Source organism: Altererythrobacter xiamenensis, from assembly GCF_900177715.1.
Classification (GTDB): domain Bacteria; phylum Pseudomonadota; class Alphaproteobacteria; order Sphingomonadales; family Sphingomonadaceae; genus Erythrobacter; species Erythrobacter xiamenensis.
On record NZ_FXWG01000001.1, the window covers coordinates 603,244 to 620,675 of the forward strand.

A 17,432-nucleotide genomic window follows, 5' to 3' on the forward strand; every position below is an offset into this window, starting at 1 on the left:
GATGCCAGATGCGAGGGGCGTCCGGAGCGATCCGGGCGCCCCTTTTCTATTTGTGGTTTGCTGCTACGCCGAATCGCCAAGTCCTGAAGGGGGAAAGATCAGATGACTCTTGTGAGAGCGACGCGCACAGTCGCCACTGCCATCGTCGCTGTAAGTGCAGTCCTGTGCCAGCCGGCGCTTGCCGCCGACTGCTCCGCCATCGAAGCCATCGCCGCCGCACAACCCGGCGGTTTCGAGAGCATCAAGGGCGAAACGCGCAAGGTCGGCTTGATGACCTATACCTATCTTCTCACCGTTTCGCCCGACATTGCCGGTTTCGCGAACCAAGATTGTCGCATCAGGCCTTATTCCGGCACGGTCGAGATGAGCTGCACCGCCACCCTGGAAAACGAAGACGCGCTTGCCCGCGCTTTCGAGACTGCCGCCACCGACATCGATCGCTGCCTCGTGCGCAAGGACAGCTCGGTTACTTCGGTCGTCAAACGGTCAATCACCTATGCCGCACCCGGTGCTGGAGATAGCGATTTCTATCTCGAGACACAGCGTACAAATGGCGGCGGCCTGCAGCTTTATTTCAAGATGACCAAAGTCGGCAGGTAGCTTCGGGCGCGGGACGTGCGGCGCACCATTTTCCTACTCGCCCGTTTTGTGCCTAATCAGGCGGCCTCTTTCCATGAAAAACGAGGCCCCTTCCCATGACCGCCATCCTTCACCGTAAAGGCATTTTCGACACCGTCCGCAGCCTGCTTGGCCGAGGCTTCAAGCAGTCCGAAGTGGACATGCTGGATCAGGCGCTCGACGAAGCGCTCGGCGCCGTACCGGTCCGCGGCGATCAAGCTGTAGAAGATTCCGGACAGGACCCTGTTCCATGTGTTCCATCGCGTAGGATCGGTGCCGCAGGAATAGCGCTGATCAAGCGTTTCGAAGGCTGCGCGCGGCTGCGGCCAGATGGGCTGGTCGAAGCCTATCCCGATCCCGCATCTGGCGGAGATCCATGGACGATCGGTTGGGGCGCTACCGGAGCCGGGATCGGCCCCGGCACTGTCTGGACGCAGGCGCAATGCGACGCGCGGCTCGAACGCGACCTCGAGCGCTATGGCGCCGAAGTGTCCGAAGCTCTGAGTGGCGCGCCGACAAACCAGTCGCAATTCGATGCGCTCGTCAGTTTTCACTACAACACCGGCGCGATTGGACGTGCGACGCTGACCCGAAAGCACATCGCGGGCGATTTTGCCGGGGCGCAGGCTGAGTTCGCACGTTGGAATCGCGCAGCCGGACGGGTGCTCAAGGGTCTGACACGCCGTCGCCAGGCCGAAGCAAGCCTCTATCGGATCGGTCGTTGAAGCGATGGCTTGGAACTGAAACGCGCACCCTTTCGTTGCCAATGAAAGGAGAAAATCGATGTTGAGACTGCTCGCAGGTGCAGCCGTCATCGCGATGGCGGCAACGCCGCTTCATGCCCAGCCTGGGAAAAGCGGCGATAATGGCAACAAGGGTAACGCGGCCAACGCTGCCAAAGCTCAGGGCAATGGAAATGGTAATGGCAACGCCAATCGGGGCGGTCCGCCCGACGCACGTGGCAATACCGATCGCGGACCTGATCGCAGCGCTGCGAATAACGCCAATCGCGGAAACGCAAACGGCAATCAGGCGCAATCCAATCGCGGAAATGCCGGCCCACCAGCCGCGCGTGGAAACGGAAACGCCAATCGCAATTCAAACGGCAATGGTCAGGGCAACGCCACCATGCGCGGAAACGGCAATGCAGGTGGGCCCGCCAACGCCGTTCGCCAGGGCAATGGCGGAAACGGCGTCGCGAACCGGTCTGGCAACTCCTATCGCGGCAACGATCGCGGCGGCAGTTATTACGGCGGCCTCTTGCGTGAGGCGCTCGGTTCGAGCCGCGGTCTGATCGCCGGTTGTCCCCCGGGCCTTGCAAAGAAGCGCAATGGCTGCCTGCCGCCGGGGCAGGCACGTCAAAACTATCGCAGCTATCGCCCCAGCCTGTTCGGTTACAGCGGGCTCGGCGACGGGCGCTACTACCTCAATGATGGCTATCTACTGCGCTATGGCGACAGCGGCCTGGCGGGCTTCATCCCGCTGCTGGCCGGTGCACTCTCTATCGGAAATACTTGGCCAAGCAGCTACAATGCTGCGCCGCTGCCCGATTATTACGTGGACTACTACCGCCTAGGGACGCCGAACAATTATCGCTATGCCGATAATGTCATCTATCGGGTCGATCCCGAAACAGCGGCGATCAATTCGGTCGCCGGCATTTTGACCGGTGATGAATTCACGGTCGGACAGCGGATGCCGCGCGGGTACGACGTTTACAACGTGCCGTATTCCTATCGCGATCGCTATTACGACACGCCCGAAGCGAACTATCGGTATGCCGACGGATATGTTTACCGCGTCGATCCGACCACACAGCTGATCACCGCAGCGATCGATCTACTCATTTAAGAGGTAACCAATGTCTACTCTTTCAAGCCGAGCGGCGCTCTGCGTGCTCGCCCCAATGACGCTGATCCTCGCTGCGTGCTCTGGCCAGGGAAGCGAAACAGCCGACGGTGACCTCGCGACAGAGGAAAACATGGCGCGGACGGTCGCGACGATGATGGCGGGCGATGACAATCTGTCCATGGCGAGCGAGGCCCTGTCGCAGACCGGCCTTTCGACCATGCTCGATGGCCCGTCCAGCTACACCGTCATAGCGCCGGTCGATACGGCGTTTGAAACTCTCGAAGGATCCGAAGCGCTACTCGAAGACGAAACCCAGGCACCGCTGCTCGCCGCCATGCTGCGCGAACATATCATTCCCGGCGCCTTGACGCCCGAAACGATCCGGACCGCAATCGAGCAGAAAGGCGGGGCGGTCGAGATGCGCACGCTCGGAAGCGGAACGCTGACATTCGATGAGGATGGCGAAAACATCGTGATGACCTCCGCAAGCGGAGCCACCGCACGCCTCGCTTCGGCCGCCATGGTTGCCAGCAATGGCGTCCTGTTTCCGGTTGATGGTGTACTCGCCGAGCTTCCCTCGACGCAGTAGGCGCTCCGAAGCTTTCGGACATTTCTTGAACTAAAGCCCCCGGGTTCTCCGGCCTTAGTGGTCAGGAGTTCCGGGGGTTTTCTGTTTATGGGCTACTCGCGCCTGCAGGTTGGCGGTGCTCAATCTCTATTTCGCCTCGTCGGGTCCGGTCAGTAGTCGCGGCTTACTTCCACGACAGCGCTTTGGCGCCCGATGGTCGAGACGGTGCCCAGTAGTGCGAGCCAGCTGGTGATCCGGAACTCGACCTCGGTCGCGCTGTAGCCGCGCCCGTCGGTCACGATCTCGACATAGAAACGGCTGCCGATGTTCTTGCCCAAGGCGACACCGGTACCGCGTCCCAGCGCCGGATCGGCCCCGACGATGCGCAGCCGGTCGAGACCGATAGCGCTCCTGAGCTGGTTGATCGGATCCATTCCCGAACCGCCGCGCAGGCTCGCCAGCGCAGTGCCGAGTTGCAGCGCATCCGTCGCCGAAAGCGACGTGATCGAATCGCCGAACAGCAGGCGCGAGAGGATCTCTTCCTCAGGCAGCGCAGGGTCGGACTGGAACGTGATCTGCGGCTGCTGGGCGTTGCCCGAGACGCTTACCGTGACCGAAAGGCCGTCCTTCTGCGTTTCCGCCAGGATATCGATCTGGGGATCGATCGGCACGTTTTCGTCGAAGTCGATCCGGCCGCGGGTCAGTTCGAAGCGGGTCCCGGCAAAACTGTATGCGCCCCGAACGACCCGGGCTTCCCCACCGATGCGGGGATCGTCGGTCGTCCCGCGCAGGATGATATCCGCGCCCCATTCGCTGTCGAGGCCCATGCCATCGACATTGATCCGGCTCCGAGCGCGCGCATCGACGAGATAGCGCCAGGGGCTGCCCAGGCGGGTCGGCGCCGACACATCCGGGGGCTGGTTGATTTCGCGCGTATCGATATCAGGCAGCTGATACTCGTCCGCAGTCGTCCCGAGCCGCCAGCTCGCCTCATCGATCCGTACGCGGCCGGCGATCGTGCCGCCAATCCCGTCGGAGACGATGCGCAAAGGCCCGGTGAGCGTGGCCGAAAGTCCGTTGGCGTTGAGCAGGCGCGCATTGTCCGCAGCCACCCGCAAGTCGATCCGAGGGCCTCGCCCTCCGCCGATATCGGCGAGGTCGATCGACCCGCTACCCGTTACCCGGCCGTCACCAGAAGTCCGCCCTTCGAACCGCTGAAGCCTGAGGCGCGATCCGGCGAAACTGCCCCTGACGGAGACATCCCGCACATTGGTACCGGAGATCGCGCTCTGAACGCGCAGGTCGTCGCTCGAAAGCGAACCGCGCACCCGCGGATCGAGCAAGCTACCGGTCGCATTGGCGGCGACGGAGACAGGCCCGGTGATGTCGAAAGCATCGATTGCGGCCAGCCGCCAGAGCGCGTCCGCTGCTCCGCGATACCGCATCTGCGCCAGCAAAGACCCGCGCTGCAGCCTCTCGACGAGGCCACCTTGCCCCGGAAGATCGGTAATCCGCGCCTGCACCCGCCCAAGCCGAGTGCCGTTTTCGTCGAGTACCGCGCGCGCATCGAGGCGATTGGGCGAAAGCCGCGCAACGAGCGAGACGTCGAGCGGGCGCGAGGTGAGCACGAGGCCGGAACGCGTGAGGCCGTCGAGCTTCACGCGCGCGGTGCCGGATGGCGCCGTACCCTGCTGCGAGCGGAAATCGACCTTGCCCGAAATGGTGCCGCCCAGTCCGAAATCCGCCGCCACGACATCGACGAGGGAAAGCGGCATACGCACGAGGCTGAGATCGAGGGCGGTGTCACCGCCGCCGAACGAACCCGACACGAGCGCACGACCGTCGCCATAGCCGAATTGCGTGCGCGAAAGTTGCCAGCCACCGTCCGGCTGGCTCGTCAGGACGGCGCGGCGCGGCATTGTGATATCCTGCCCGGCAAAGCTGCCGCGCGCGATGACCGCGATCCGCTCCGGCGCGATGTCGCCATCGAGCGCGAGATTGAACCGGCTTCCGCGCCGGCCGGCAATGCGTGCGGTGACGTCCCCGCGTCCGTCCACCACCTGCGCGCGGGCCGACAGCTGACCGATGAACAGATTACCATAGCCGATGCCCTGCCCGTTGATCGTGCCCTCGATCCGGCTCGACCCGTCGGCGAACCGGCCCGAGACGTCGACCTGCGCCCGGTTCAGCGAAATCGGCGTATCGCCGCCGAAGCGAGCGTTGCGCGCAGTCAGATCGAGATCGAAACCCTGCCCTCCGCCGCTCGGCCCGAGTGCGATTGTTCCATCGAGCCCGCCGCCTGCGAGCTGCAGATTGCCCTGCGCGCCGCCCTCGACCAGCGATACCCTGCCGGTCACATCGGTCTGCGAGATGCGCAGGCTCGAGATGTCGACCACTGTCGGACCATCGGCTGGCGAGACCAGGCCGAGCTCTCCGGCAAATGGTCCAAGCAGCGAACCGCCTTCGGTTTCGATGGCAAAGCCATTGTCCGTCGGGCTGAGCGCCACCCGCACGTCCTCCAGCCCGGCCGCGGGAAGAGGATCTGCGAAGACCAGCACCGTTTGCGGTCCGTCGTCCGCGATTGCGGCTTCGACGGTGAACGGACCGTATTCGGTGTGTCGACCACTGCCCGCAATCGTGGTTCGCCCTTCCTCGATCCGTCCGTCGAGAGCCAGCGTGAGCTTCTCCGCCTCAAGCTCGACCTCGCGGAAAGTCAGCGGAGCCGCGCCTCCGATGCCCACGCCACCCCGGAACCGGATTTGCGGACCGGCCAGATTGGCGATCGTCTCGTTCGTGACCTCGGTGATGCGACCGGCAAGATTTGCGCGCAGGCTCCAGGGCGCGCCGCTCGCGGTCTGGAACACGATCTTCGCATCGGCATTGGCGCGGCCGATGCCGTCGAGTTCGACCCCGCTCGCACTCACTGGTCCGGCGAGCGCATAGGCGCCCGTCGCGGTGTTGCCGCGCAGCGAAAGCCTTGCGCCAAGCCCCGGGAAAACGAGCCGCAGATCGTCCGAGGTCAAGCGTACGCCGCTATAGGAAAGCGTACCGTCGAGGGTCCCGTCGACCAGCCGCGGATCGACCCATTCATTGCCACTGACAACGCGCTCGATGTCCGCATCGAGCGGGAGGGTCCAGCTCGCACCGTCGAAGCGCGCCGTACCCGATTGGCTTATACCGACCAGCCGGGTCTCGCCCGAGATCAGCTCGCCCACCTCGAGCTCATGGCCGATCCTGAGATCCCGGAAAGGACCGTCGAGAACGGCCTGAAGCCTTGTGTCTTCGAGCGCGAGATCCTCGCCGAACAGCGTGGGATCGGTCAGCCGGGCATCGAGCGCGAAATCCTCGAAAGCATTATCCGCGAGATCGATCGTGCCTTCGCCACGCGCGTCGAGAGCAGCGCCGATCAGACGTGCGTTTCCGTCCAGCGTGCTGTCGACCAGCGTGCCGTTCGCTACGACCGCGACCGAATTGCCAGCTGCGCGCGCAGGCAGGCCCTCCAAAGCCGCGGCCGGCGCCAGCTTCCCGAGAATGCCGTATTCGCCGGCGCGGTTGGTCACGCGCAACGCGGCGAAGCGCTCGCCATTGCGGGTGACCAGTGCATGGCCGAGCCAGTTGGACCAGGTCCCGTCGCCCTCGATCCGCGCGCGATAACCCGCGTCGGCGTCGAGCATCTGCGCCATCGCTCCGCCTAGCGGCGCGCGGTAATCAAGCGACATATCGAAACGGTCACCGTCCGGCCGCACATCCAGCAACAGTGCCAATCGGTCCTGCGCACCTATCGCGCCATCGACCTTGGCAAATACACGCCCCGAACGAATATCGGCCCGCGCTTCGAGATTGACGACCTGCGCCTCGTCTCCCGCGATGCCCGGCGCGATCGTGAAATCTTCCAGCGCGAGCCGTCCGATGCGAATATCGAAATCGGGCAGGATCGGTGCGTCGGGATCGCCCGGCTCCAGTTCGGGCAGGCGGGTGAGATTGCCGCGCTCTGCCGTAAGATTACTCACATCGAGGCCGCGGGTCAGCCAGGCGAGCGGTCGCCATTCGAGTTCGACCCTCGGTATCGTCAGGAACTCGCCCTTGGGATCGAGCAGTACGACATCATGCAGCACCGCGTCGGAGAATATGTCTCCTTCGATCCGGCCCACTTCGAAGCGCAGGCCCGATGCCGGTGCGACCGCGGCGATCTGTTCGGCGATGAAGCGTTTGCCGATCGAGGTGTTGAGCAAGGCGATCGCGAGGATGATCGGCGCGATAATCAGCGCGAGCAGCCAGCCGGCGCGCTTCGCCCAGCGCCGCTTGCGCTTGCGCGGCGGGGTATCTTCCCCGGTCTCCTCGATCTGGTCTTCGTCCGCCATCAGAAGGACTGCCCCAGACTGACGTAAACGGCCACGGGGCTGTCGAACATCGGATTGCGATTGAGCGGCACGCCCACATCGACACGGATCGGCCCGAAGCCCGTCTTGTAGGCTACTCCCATTCCGACGCCCCAATTGACGAAGCGGAAATCGGGAATGCTCTCGAGCGAGACGCTGCCCATATCGACGAAGGGGATGACCTCCACCGCTCCATCGAGGAAGCCGGTCTGGACACGCGCTTCGAGCGAGAACTCGACCTTCGACAGACCGCCGGTCGGTTCGCCGAAGTCATTGCGCGGGCCGACCGCCTGATAGCCATAGCCGCGCACCGAACCGCCGCCGCCGGCGTAGATCCTGCGCGAGGGCGCGATCTCGAAGGTTTCGGCCCCCTGGATGCTGGCAAAGCGCGCGCGCCCCGCGAGGACGATCTTCTCGGAGACGCTCTGGTAATAGGCCGCATCGACCTGGTTGCGCAGGTAGAAAGTCGTCGATCCTGCGCTGCGTGACACTTCGGGAGCGAGGTATCCGACGAGGCGATAGCCCTCGGTCGGATCGAGCAGCGAGTCGCTCGCGTCGATCGTCGCGCGGCCGAACAGCGCACCGATCAGATACTCCTGCCGCGGTCGCGCTATACCGCCGACAACCCGGTTGCGTTCGTCGGTATACAGCACCTCCGCCCCGACCGACCAACTGAAGGGCTTCTGGAACAGCAGGTTCGAAAGGCGCTCGAACGCGCCGCGAAGTGCGACAGTGCGCGCATCGACGGCTTCGGTTTCGAAATCGCTGGCATAGGCATCGAGCGTGATGACCTGGTCGCGGCGTTTGAAGTTGTTGCGCGTGAAATTGATCCCGGCCAGCTGTTCGCGGGTGCCCGCTATGCCGCGAACCTTGATCGCCCCTTCGGGCGGGAAGAAGTTGCGATGCTCCCAGCTCGCTTCGACCTTGAACCCGTCTTCAGTGCCATAGCCGATCGCGCCGGCGATCGTGCGAACGTTTGCCTTCTCGATATCGACGTCGAGGGCGACGACACCCGGCTCGCCATCGCTGGGCGGCTGGACTTCGCGAGTCGTGACGCTGGCCGAGGAAACGAGCCCCGTCGCAATCACCGCGCGGCGCAGGTCGAGTTCGAGACTGCGCTGGTAGGTTTCGCCCGCATCGAAGCGCGCGATCCGTTCAAAGTGGCGGCCTGACAGGAAGTCAGGCTCGCTGCTCGTCACTTCGCCAAAGACATATTTGCCGCCCGGCTGAACCGGCATGGTGAGGTCGCCTTCGCGCCGCGCATGATCGACCAGCAGTTCCGGATCGGCGATCTCGGCGAAGGGATAGCCCGTCTCGCCCAACTTGTCGTCGAGGGCGAAACGCTCGCTGACGATCCGGTCGCTGTTGAGCGGATCGCCGCTTGCGATATCGAATGTTTCGCGAAGCTCCGGATAGTCGGGCGCTGTATCGAGATCGCCCAGTTCGATCGCACCGAATTCGTAGCGGCGCCCGGGCAGGATATCGAAACGCACCTGGGGTGCGGTTTCGCCACTTTCTTCACCCGGGCGAGGCCCGCCGACGATGCGGATGACCTGCGCATCATAATAGCCATAGACCCGGAGCAGGCGTTGCAGCAGTTCCTCGTCCTCGCGTGCACGGGCGGCGATTTGCGCGACGGTGTCCTCGCCGCCGCCGAGTTCGCGCACGGTCGACAACTCGCGGAAGCGTTCGAGAAACTCGGTCTGCTCGGGGAAACCGTCCGAATCGGCCGGGAAGCCGAGCACGAGCCGTCGGCCGACGTCGAACTCCGCCAGTTCGGGTTCGGGCGCAAGCTCCAGTTCCTCGATCCCCACGAATGCCTCGGGCGCATCCTCGATGGGTTCGAGAACCTCAGGCTCGGCCAGCTCGATATCGTCGGGCCAATCGACCGTGAGATCGGGCAGTTCGGCCATCGGTGTTTCGGGATCGAGCTCGGAAACACCGGGCGCCGGCTCGGTTGAAACTTCGCCCGAAGTGTCTGCGGGGATGTCGGTCGCCCACTCCTCGGGGTTTTCGACCGCGCTATCGGGAATGAGATCTTCGAGCCGCTCGGGCGCACTCCTGTCCTGAGCCGCGAGGGCGAACGGTGAAGCGGCGAGCGATCCCGCCATCAGCAAGCGCGACAATGTCAGGAAAATGGCGTCAGCTCGTCTCGAACTGTGCCGGCTGGCCGTCCTTGTGTCCGACAGCCGAACCGCTTTGCTTGGGCCGGGTGGCTTCGGCGATGAGACGGTCCTGTTCTTCGGCGGGCATCCGTTCCCAGCCTTCGCGGGTAAGCTTCTCGAGCGGACGATAGCGCACCTTGTATTGCATGCGCGGCGATCCTTCGACCCAATAGCCGAGATAGACGTAGGGCAAGCCCTCTGCCGCAGCCCGGCGAATGTGGTCGAGAATGATATAATTGCCAAGACCCGAGCGCGCCTCATGTTCCGGGTCGTAGAAACTGTAAATCATCGACAACCCGTCGCCCTGGCGATCGGTCAAGCAGGCACCGACTAGGCGGCCCGGCTCTCCCGTCTCCGTAGGCTCCCTATACTCGATGAGCATGCTCGATACGGGCGTGTGCTCGACCATATCGGCATAGTCCATCTCGTCCATCGTGGACATCCCGCCATCGGGATGGCGCACGCCTAGGTAATTCAGAAGCAGGGCAAATTGTTCCTCGGTCGCCCAAGGTCGGCATTCGGTCGCGATCAGATCGCTGTTACGCTTGAGGTTGCGCTTCTGGGTCGAGGAGGGCCGGAAGTCATCGCTCGCAACCCGAACCGACACGCAGGCCTGGCAATCGATGCAGCTGGGACGATAGGCCACGGTCTGGCTGCGGCGGAAGCCAATCCGGCCGAGGGCTTCGTTGAGCTGATCGGCGTGCGGACCCTTGAGTTCGGTGAAAACCTTGCGTTCGCTGCGGCCCGGTAGATACGGACAGGGCGCCGGGCTCGTTACGAAAAATCGAGGGAAGCGCAGCGGTGCCGTCACGGTATCGTTAAGTCCTTAATCAGGGAATCGGGCGTGTTCGCGTTAAGCCCATGTTATGCCTGTTTCGCCGCCTCGTTAGAAGTCCCTTAACCATGAATCATGGTAAATATAGGATTACTTTGAACATTTTGACGGCAGAAGCACGCCAGAACGCGGTCAATTGAGCTCGACCAGGCTCACCGTGTAGTTTTTCTTGCGAAGAGAGTTAACCAGCGCATCGAGCTGCTCACGGTCCCGCGCCTCGCATTCGATATCGGTGATCAGCCCCTTGGCCGGCAGCGAAGTGAAGATGCGCTGGTGGTAGATCTCGATGATATTGACGTTGTGCTCGTTGAACTCGTTCATCACCTTGAACAATGCGCCGGGCCGATCCTGCAAGGTGATGCGAAGCCGCGCAAGGCGGCCTTGCCGGGCGAGATCGCGCAGCAGCACATTGGCGAGCAGGCGGGTGTCGATATTGCCGCCGCACAGCACCAGCCCGACTTTCTTCCCCGCAAAGCGTTCAGGATTGGCGAGTACTGCGGCAAGACCGGCAGCGCCGGCCCCTTCGACCACGGTCTTCTCGATCTGCAGCAGCAGCGACACGGCCTCTTCCAGGGCGCGCTCTTCCACCAGCAGGATGTCGTCGACCCGCTCGGCAATGATCTTGCTGGTGAACTCGCCGGGGGCCTTCACGGCGATCCCTTCGGCGAGCGTGTCACCGCCGCAATCCATTTCATGCCCCTTCACCCGGGCATACATGGAGGGATACAGGGAGGCCTGCACGCCGATTATCTCGATCTCGGGGTTGAGCGTCTTTGCAACCGTCGCCATGCCTGAAATCAGCCCGCCGCCACCAATCGGCGTCACCAGGCAATCGAGATCGGGTTGATCTTCGAGCATTTCGAGCGCGACCGTGCCCTGCCCGGCCGCGACGATCGGATCGTCGAACGGATGCACGAAGGTGAGGCCGAGTTCTTTCTCCAGCTTGCAGGCGTGGGCATAGGCCTCGTCGAAAGTCTCGCCTTCGAGCACGACATTGCCGCCGACGCTTTCGGTCTGCTGGACCTTAACCGTGGGCGTGGTGCGCGGCATGACGATCGTCACCGGCACGCCGAGGCGGGTGCCGTGATAGGAAAGGCCCTGACTGTGGTTGCCGGCCGAGGCCGCGATGACACCACGCTTTTTCTGCTCGTCCGTCAGATGGAGCAGCGCATTGAGGGCGCCACGCTCCTTGTAAGCGGCAGTGAATTGCTGATTCTCGAACTTGAGCCAGATTTCACATCCGGCGATTTCCGACAGGGTCTGCGAACGCATCATCGGCGTGCGTACAACGGAACCTTCAATGCGCGCTGCTGCAGCGCGCACGTCGTCGATGGTCAGCGCGTCGAGCGCGTCAGTTGAACTGGCAGAGGCCGGGGTCGCATTCATCGGTTTGCCCTAATCGCTCGGCTCCCCTTCCGCAACGGCCCGCTGACAGGCTTTCACTTTGCAGTCGCCTGATTTGGCATTAACGCGGCGAACCATGATCAGGATCACGAGCAAATCTCCCGCCCTCCGGCTCGCCAGCGCCGCATCGATTGCATTGGCCGGGCTCTCTGCCTCGCCCGCAGTGGCCGATACGCTGGTGTACAATGTCGAAGGTCTGACGGTCGGCGAAGACGGAGCGCTGGAGCGCTTCACCGGCCTGGTGTTCGACGACGAGGGACGCATCACCGATATCGTCGAAAGCGGCGAGGACCGTCCGCGCGATGTCGAGTTCAGCGTCGATGGCAAGGGTCGCGTCATGCTCCCCGGCATGATCGACGCCCATGTCCACGTCATGGATATCGGGTTCGGACAATTGACGCTCGACCTGTCGGACACGAACTCGCTCGATGAAGCGCTCGCCAAGATTGCGCGCTTTGCCGCCGACAACCCGGGCCGCCCGTGGATCCTGGGACGCGGCTGGAACCAGGAAAAGTGGGGCCTTGGCCGGTTCCCGACCGCAGAAGAGCTCGATTCCGTCGTTAGCGACCGGCCTGTGTGGCTCGAACGCGTCGACGGCCATGCCAACTGGGCCAATAGCCTCGCCATGCAGGCCGCTGGCGTCACGGCGGCCAGCAAGGATCCGTCGGGCGGGCGCATCATCCGCAAGGCGGGGTCGCGCGAACCGGCCGGCGTTTTCGTCGACGCAGCCACAAGCCTCGTCAGCGCGGTTGTGCCCGCACCTCGTCCCGCCGACCGCGATTCCGCACTGCGCGAGGCGCAGAAACTGCTCTTTGCCAACGGCATCACCGCAGTGGCCGACATGGGCACTTCGGTAGAAGACTGGCAGACCTTCCGGCGGGCCGGCGATCTCGGAGCATTGAAGCTGCGCATCATGTCCTACGCCGACAGTCTGGACTCGATGTTCCTCATCGCCGGACCGCGACCGACGCCATGGCTTTATAAAGACCGACTCCGGCTCAACGGCGTGAAGCTCTACCTCGATGGCGCCCTCGGCTCTCGTGGTGCGATCCTCAAGCAGCCCTATCATGATGAGGCGGGCCATTTCGGCCTGCCGCTGCTCAGCCCGGCCCAGTTGCGAAACCTGATGAGCCGCGCATCGATGGAAGGTTTTCAGGTCGCCGTCCACGCAATCGGCGATGCCGCCAATGCGGAAGTCCTCTCGGCAATCGACGATCTGAGCGAAAGCTATAAGGGCGATCGGCGCTGGCGGATCGAGCATGCGCAGATCGTCGATCCGTCCGATATCGCCCGTTTTGGCGAACACGGAATCATTGCCTCGATGCAGCCGCTTCACCAGACCTCCGATCGCTTGATGGCCGAAGCGCGGCTCGGACCCGACCGTCTTGGCGGCGCCTATGCGTGGCGCAGTATTGCGGCGGCCGGAGCAAGGCTCGCATTTGGTTCCGATGCTCCCGTAGAACCGCCAGATGCCTTCGCCGGGCTGGCTGCGGCAATCAGCAGGACCGATGCGAATGGCGAACCCTTTGGCGGCTGGCTCCCGCAGGAAAGCGTTTCTCGCGAAGCAGCAATCGCCGCTTACACCAGCGGCGCTGCTTATGCCGGATTTGCCGAAGGGCGGTTCGGTCGGCTCGTCGAAGGCGAACGCGCGGACTTCATTCTGGTCGACCGCGATCCGATGCTCGCCTCGCCGCAAGAATTGCGCATGACGAAGATTCTGGAAACCTGGGCGGGCGGAGAGAAGGTTTTCTCGGCTGCTGGGAACTGACCGGCCATTCGGACAGAAGTGTAACAGAATCTTAACCTTGCCTCTGCAATGCAGCATTCGAGGACTCAGGTCGTGGCAGATTAGGCACGGAGTAGCGCGACCTTTTTGTCACAGGTTAGGTTAAACCACGAAATTATTGGTGTTTTCACTGAAGTTCACGCCGGAATAGACGATTTGGGGGCTTGTATAGCTCGAGTGCCTCGTTTAGTTCTGACGCTGAATTGAAAGTTAAGATCTCAAACGAGGAGACGATTCAATGAAGTTCCGTACGCTTGCTGCTGCAACCGCAGTCGTATCCCTAGCCGCCTCTCCGGCCATCGCAGAAGCTGCTTTCAGCCGCACTGCTGCTCCGGTTGAGGGCGAGAGTGAACTCGAAGGCGGCAGCGGAATCATCATCGCTGTGCTGGCTGCTGCTGCAGTCATCGCCGGTATCGTGATCGCTGCTGACGGCGACGACGACGATCCGGTCAGCCCGTAATTCGGTTACCAATCGAATGAATGAGGGGTCCCTGCGTGGGGCCCCTTTTTTGTCTGCAGTAGATGCACGGTGCTGAAGATCTGCAATGACCAGCGGCGGGGCAGAGTGAGCTGTTCTCATCCCCTGGCGCACAAGTCCGCGCATTTCTTCAGATGACGGCTACCGCCCGGCGTTGCGTCAGCGCGCGTAGAGGCCCGTCGTTTGAGCGCGCAACCTATTCGGTCGAAGCATTGGTGGAGCCTTCGCCCTGCCTCTCGCTATTGTCGCTGTCCCGGTCATCGCGCCGCTCCTGAAAGCGCATCAGGACAAGCGAGCCCTCGAACAGAAGAAGCAGCGGGATGGCCAGAATCACCTGCGATCCCGGATCAGGGGGCGTAACGACCGCCGCAAGCGCGACCACGCCGACAATCACATAGCGCCGCGCCCCGGCTAGCTGAGCGCGCGTGACTATGCCTCCGCGATTGAGCAGCAGGAGAAGCACCGGCAGGAGAAAACTGATCCCGAAGGCCAGAATGAACTGCATGACCAGGCCGAGATAGTCGCCCGCACTCGGCAGGGCCTCGATTGACAGGCCGCCTGCTTCGCCCTCGAAGCCGAGGAACCATTTGAAGGCCGTCGGCATAACGACGAAATAGGCAAGCGCCGCGCCAGCGGTGAACAGCACCGGTGTCGCGATAAGAAACGGCAGGAACGCTTTCTTCTCGCGCGCATAGAGACCGGGCGCGACAAAGGCCCAGAGCTGGTTGGCGATGACCGGGAAGCTGACGAGGAAACCCGCGAACAGCGCCACCTTCAGTTCCACGAAAAAGACTTCGTAGAGCTTGGTGAAGATCAGCTGCCCCTCGCCCGCAGGAAATGCATTCTTCAGCGGCTGGACGAGGAAACCGAGAATTGGATCGGCGAAGTAAAAACAGACGCCGAATGCAATCGCGAGTGCCACGACGCTGCGCACCAGCCGCGTGCGCAATTCGACCAGATGATCGAGCAGCGGCGACTGCGTTTCGTCGATATCGCTGAGCTTGAGAGCCATGGCGCGTCAGTCCCCCGACTTCGATGAGCCGAGCGGCAATTCGGGTTCGCTGTCAGGATTGGACGTTGACGCCTCGCTCCTTGTCGGCGCTCGCGTGGACGATGCAGCAGGTGGCGGATCGTCCTGATCCGGGTCCGGCGCTTCCGGCTCTCGCAAACGCGATTCCGCACTCGCGCTGTCGGGTCGCTCGAGCGCGGGAGGGCCGGTCATCTCCGCTTCAACGCTCTCTCCGCCAGAAGCAGAACTCTTGGCCATGATCGCCTCGTTCTGCGCCTTCCACTTCTTCTCCATGTCCTCGAGCTCTGCCTCGCGGATCATGGCGTCGATCCCCGAGCGGAAATGGGAAGACACGCGGCGCACCTTGCCGATCCAGCGACCCGCCGTGCGCAGCGCCATCGGCATGTCCTTCGGGCCGATCACCAGGATCGCCACGATGACGATGACCAGCAATTCGCTGGCGCCGATGTCAAACATGGGAAGGGCCTCCTAGCCCCGGGTGTCGGGCGTATCCGACCGCGGAGCCGGCTGCGGGTCGGCAGCGGCCTGATCGGCCGGCTTCGCCTCGTGCTTGGGCGCTTCGATCTGGCCGGTCGGCTTGTCCGCCTCGCCGGTTTCTTCGCTCATGCCCTTCTTGAAGCTGCTGATACCCTTACCGAAATCGCCCATCATCTCCGAGATACGGCCACGCCCGAACAGGACGAGGACCACGAGGGCGATGATTGCAATTTGCCAGACGCTGAGACCCATTGGTTACTCTCTTGGTTGAAATGTCGGGACCAATATAGGGCTTCGACCGGCCCGACGCCAGTCAGGCAAGCGATTCAGCCGAAGCCGCCCCGCTATCGGGTTTGGGCTCGCCCTCATCCTCCGGCTCGAAACCGGCGTCCTCGACAAGCGTCTCGTCGTCGCTGTCGTCCACCGTTTGTTCGTCAGTCTCGTCGGGCGTATCGGGGTTCATGGCTTCTTCGAGCGCATCGTCGACCGGGTCGAGCAGGCCGGCAGCGCGCAATTCGTCGATCCCCGGCAGGTCGCGGCGACTCGACAGGCCGAAATGATCGAGGAACTCTGCGGTCGTCGCATAAATCACCGGGCGGCCCGGCACTTCGCGCCGTCCGGCGAGCTTGATCCAGCCCGCCTCCATCAGCACGTCGAGCGTTCCCTTGGCGGTCTGCACGCCGCGGATCGATTCGATTTCGGCGCGGCTGACCGGCTCGTGATAGGCAACGATCGCGAGCACTTCGGTGGCGGCGCGGCTCAGGCGGCGCACCTGCTCGCGTTCGCGCCGCAGGATATGCGCCAAGTCGGGCGCTGTCTCGAAATGCCAGCGCTTGCCGCGCTCGACCAGATTCACTCCGCGCTTGTCGTAGTGCTCCTGCAACTCGCGCAGGGCCTCGCGCACAACCGCATTCTCAAGCCTGCCAAGATGCCCAGCGAGCGCTTCCACCGTCATCGGTTCCTCGGATGCGAAAAGCGTCGCTTCGACAGCGCGCACGGTTTCGTCCGGTGCTTCGGCTGCGTCCGAGCTCACTGGACGATCCTCCGGATGCGAAGGTCGCCATAGGTCTCTTCCTGCTCGATCTCCGCCTTGCCCATCTTGGCAAGTTCGAGCGCGGCGACGAAGCTGGAGGCAAGCGCGGACTTGCGCAGACGCGGCTCTGCATGAGGCGGGAGGAAGTCGCGGATCTCCATCCACTCGAGCGTGACGCCGAGCATCGCCGACACCCGGTCGAGCGCGCTGTCGAGCGTCATCACCGGACGGTCCGACACGTGATAGATGCGCGGTGCCGTGCGCGCCTTGACCTGGCCATAGGCCTGGATCAGCGCATAGCTATCGCACTTCCATTGCGTCTTGCGGTCGATACGCAGACCCTCGGGCGCGCCGCGCAGGAAGATGTCGCGTCCGATCCGGTCGCGCCCCATCAGGCGTGCCGCCGCTTCCCGCATCGCGCCGAGCCTTTGCAGACGAAGCTGCAGGCGCAGGGCAAGCTCTTCGGGGCTCGGGTCCTCTTGCTCTTCCTTCGGCAGCAGCAGCGAGGATTTGAGGTACGCGAGCCATGCCGCCATCACGAGATAATCGGCGGCGAGCTCGAGCCGCAGCGCCTCGGCCCGCTCGATATAGGTCAGGTACTGGTCGACCAGAGCAAGGATCGAGATCTGCCTGAGGTCGACCTTCTGGCGGCGCGCGAGATCGAGCAGCAGGTCGAGCGGCCCCTCCCACCCGTCGAGTTCGAGGTAGAGAGCCTTGTCCTCGCCTGCATTGCTTGCGGGGCCTTCCCAGCTTTCTTCCGGATCGCTTACCGCATCGGCATCGAACATCAGGCCATCGTCGCTCATGC

Annotated in this window: 15 protein-coding genes; 6 read left to right on the forward strand and 9 right to left on the reverse strand. The window is 63.3% G+C overall.

Translation table 11 applies throughout. The features are described from left to right. Nucleotides 1-102 precede the first annotated feature (102 nt). The 4 genes from CCE89_RS03070 to CCE89_RS03085 all read left to right on the forward strand — a co-directional run bounded on the left by CCE89_RS03070 (nt 103) and on the right by CCE89_RS03085 (nt 3,058). Nucleotides 103-600, forward strand: coding sequence for a hypothetical protein (locus CCE89_RS03070; RefSeq protein WP_086436540.1), 498 nt, complete (start codon nt 103-105; stop codon nt 598-600). Between the two features lie 95 nt (nt 601-695). Then, nucleotides 696-1,343, forward strand: a complete 648-nt coding sequence (locus CCE89_RS03075) for a lysozyme (RefSeq protein WP_086436541.1) — start codon at nt 696-698, stop codon at nt 1,341-1,343. A gap of 58 nt (nt 1,344-1,401) precedes the next feature. Further along, entirely contained in the window at nt 1,402-2,469 is a 1,068-nt protein-coding gene (locus tag CCE89_RS03080) for a hypothetical protein (protein ID WP_086436542.1), read from the forward strand. Between the two features lie 55 nt (nt 2,470-2,524). After that, a complete protein-coding gene (locus CCE89_RS03085) occupies nt 2,525-3,058 on the forward strand; it encodes a fasciclin domain-containing protein (protein WP_234989913.1) in 534 nt (177 codons plus the stop codon). Nucleotides 3,059-3,207: 149 nt separating this feature from the next. Here CCE89_RS03085 and CCE89_RS03090 read toward each other — a convergent pair whose 3' ends face one another. The 4 genes from CCE89_RS03090 to CCE89_RS03105 form a co-directional block, all read right to left on the reverse strand. Continuing rightward, nucleotides 3,208-7,398 carry a translocation/assembly module TamB domain-containing protein gene (locus tag CCE89_RS03090; RefSeq protein WP_086436544.1) on the reverse strand — a complete coding sequence of 1,397 codons (4,191 nt, stop codon included), beginning with the start codon at nt 7,396-7,398 and terminating at the stop codon, nt 3,208-3,210. Then, complete coding sequence (locus CCE89_RS03095) at nt 7,398-9,527, reverse strand: autotransporter assembly complex protein TamA (RefSeq protein WP_086436545.1); 2,130 nt, start codon at nt 9,525-9,527, stop codon at nt 7,398-7,400. The genes CCE89_RS03090 and CCE89_RS03095 overlap by 1 nt, the downstream gene beginning before the upstream one ends. Before the next feature lie 31 nt (nt 9,528-9,558). Next, complete coding sequence (locus CCE89_RS03100; protein ID WP_086436546.1) at nt 9,559-10,392, reverse strand: arginyltransferase; 834 nt, start codon at nt 10,390-10,392, stop codon at nt 9,559-9,561. Nucleotides 10,393-10,548: 156 nt separating this feature from the next. After that, nucleotides 10,549-11,802 carry a threonine ammonia-lyase gene (locus CCE89_RS03105; protein ID WP_086436547.1) on the reverse strand — a complete coding sequence of 418 codons (1,254 nt, stop codon included), beginning with the start codon at nt 11,800-11,802 and terminating at the stop codon, nt 10,549-10,551. Between the two features lie 94 nt (nt 11,803-11,896). On the opposite strand from CCE89_RS03105, the gene CCE89_RS03110 reads away from it, so the two are divergent. After that, a complete protein-coding gene (locus CCE89_RS03110) occupies nt 11,897-13,588 on the forward strand; it encodes an amidohydrolase (protein WP_086436548.1) in 1,692 nt (563 codons plus the stop codon). Between the two features lie 256 nt (nt 13,589-13,844). Next, nucleotides 13,845-14,066 (forward strand): hypothetical protein, encoded by a 222-nt coding sequence (locus CCE89_RS03115; protein WP_086436549.1) that lies wholly within the window; start codon nt 13,845-13,847, stop codon nt 14,064-14,066. A gap of 214 nt (nt 14,067-14,280) precedes the next feature. Here the strand turns inward: CCE89_RS03115 and tatC are convergent, their stop codons facing one another. The 5 genes from tatC to CCE89_RS03140 form a co-directional block, all read right to left on the reverse strand. After that, nucleotides 14,281-15,096: a twin-arginine translocase subunit TatC gene (gene tatC / locus CCE89_RS03120; protein ID WP_086436550.1), complete on the reverse strand. Its 816-nt coding sequence runs from the start codon at nt 15,094-15,096 to the stop codon at nt 14,281-14,283. Between the two features lie 6 nt (nt 15,097-15,102). Beyond that, nucleotides 15,103-15,570: a Sec-independent protein translocase protein TatB gene (gene tatB, locus CCE89_RS03125; protein ID WP_086436551.1), complete on the reverse strand. Its 468-nt coding sequence runs from the start codon at nt 15,568-15,570 to the stop codon at nt 15,103-15,105. A gap of 12 nt (nt 15,571-15,582) precedes the next feature. After that, a complete protein-coding gene (gene tatA / locus CCE89_RS03130) occupies nt 15,583-15,843 on the reverse strand; it encodes a twin-arginine translocase TatA/TatE family subunit (RefSeq protein WP_086436552.1) in 261 nt (86 codons plus the stop codon). Between the two features lie 61 nt (nt 15,844-15,904). Continuing rightward, complete coding sequence (gene scpB, locus CCE89_RS03135; protein WP_234989953.1) at nt 15,905-16,546, reverse strand: SMC-Scp complex subunit ScpB; 642 nt, start codon at nt 16,544-16,546, stop codon at nt 15,905-15,907. 74 nt (nt 16,547-16,620) lie between these two features. Further along, nucleotides 16,621-17,430 carry a segregation and condensation protein A gene (locus CCE89_RS03140; protein ID WP_407640389.1) on the reverse strand — a complete coding sequence of 270 codons (810 nt, stop codon included), beginning with the start codon at nt 17,428-17,430 and terminating at the stop codon, nt 16,621-16,623. Nucleotides 17,431-17,432: the final 2 nt, after the last annotated feature.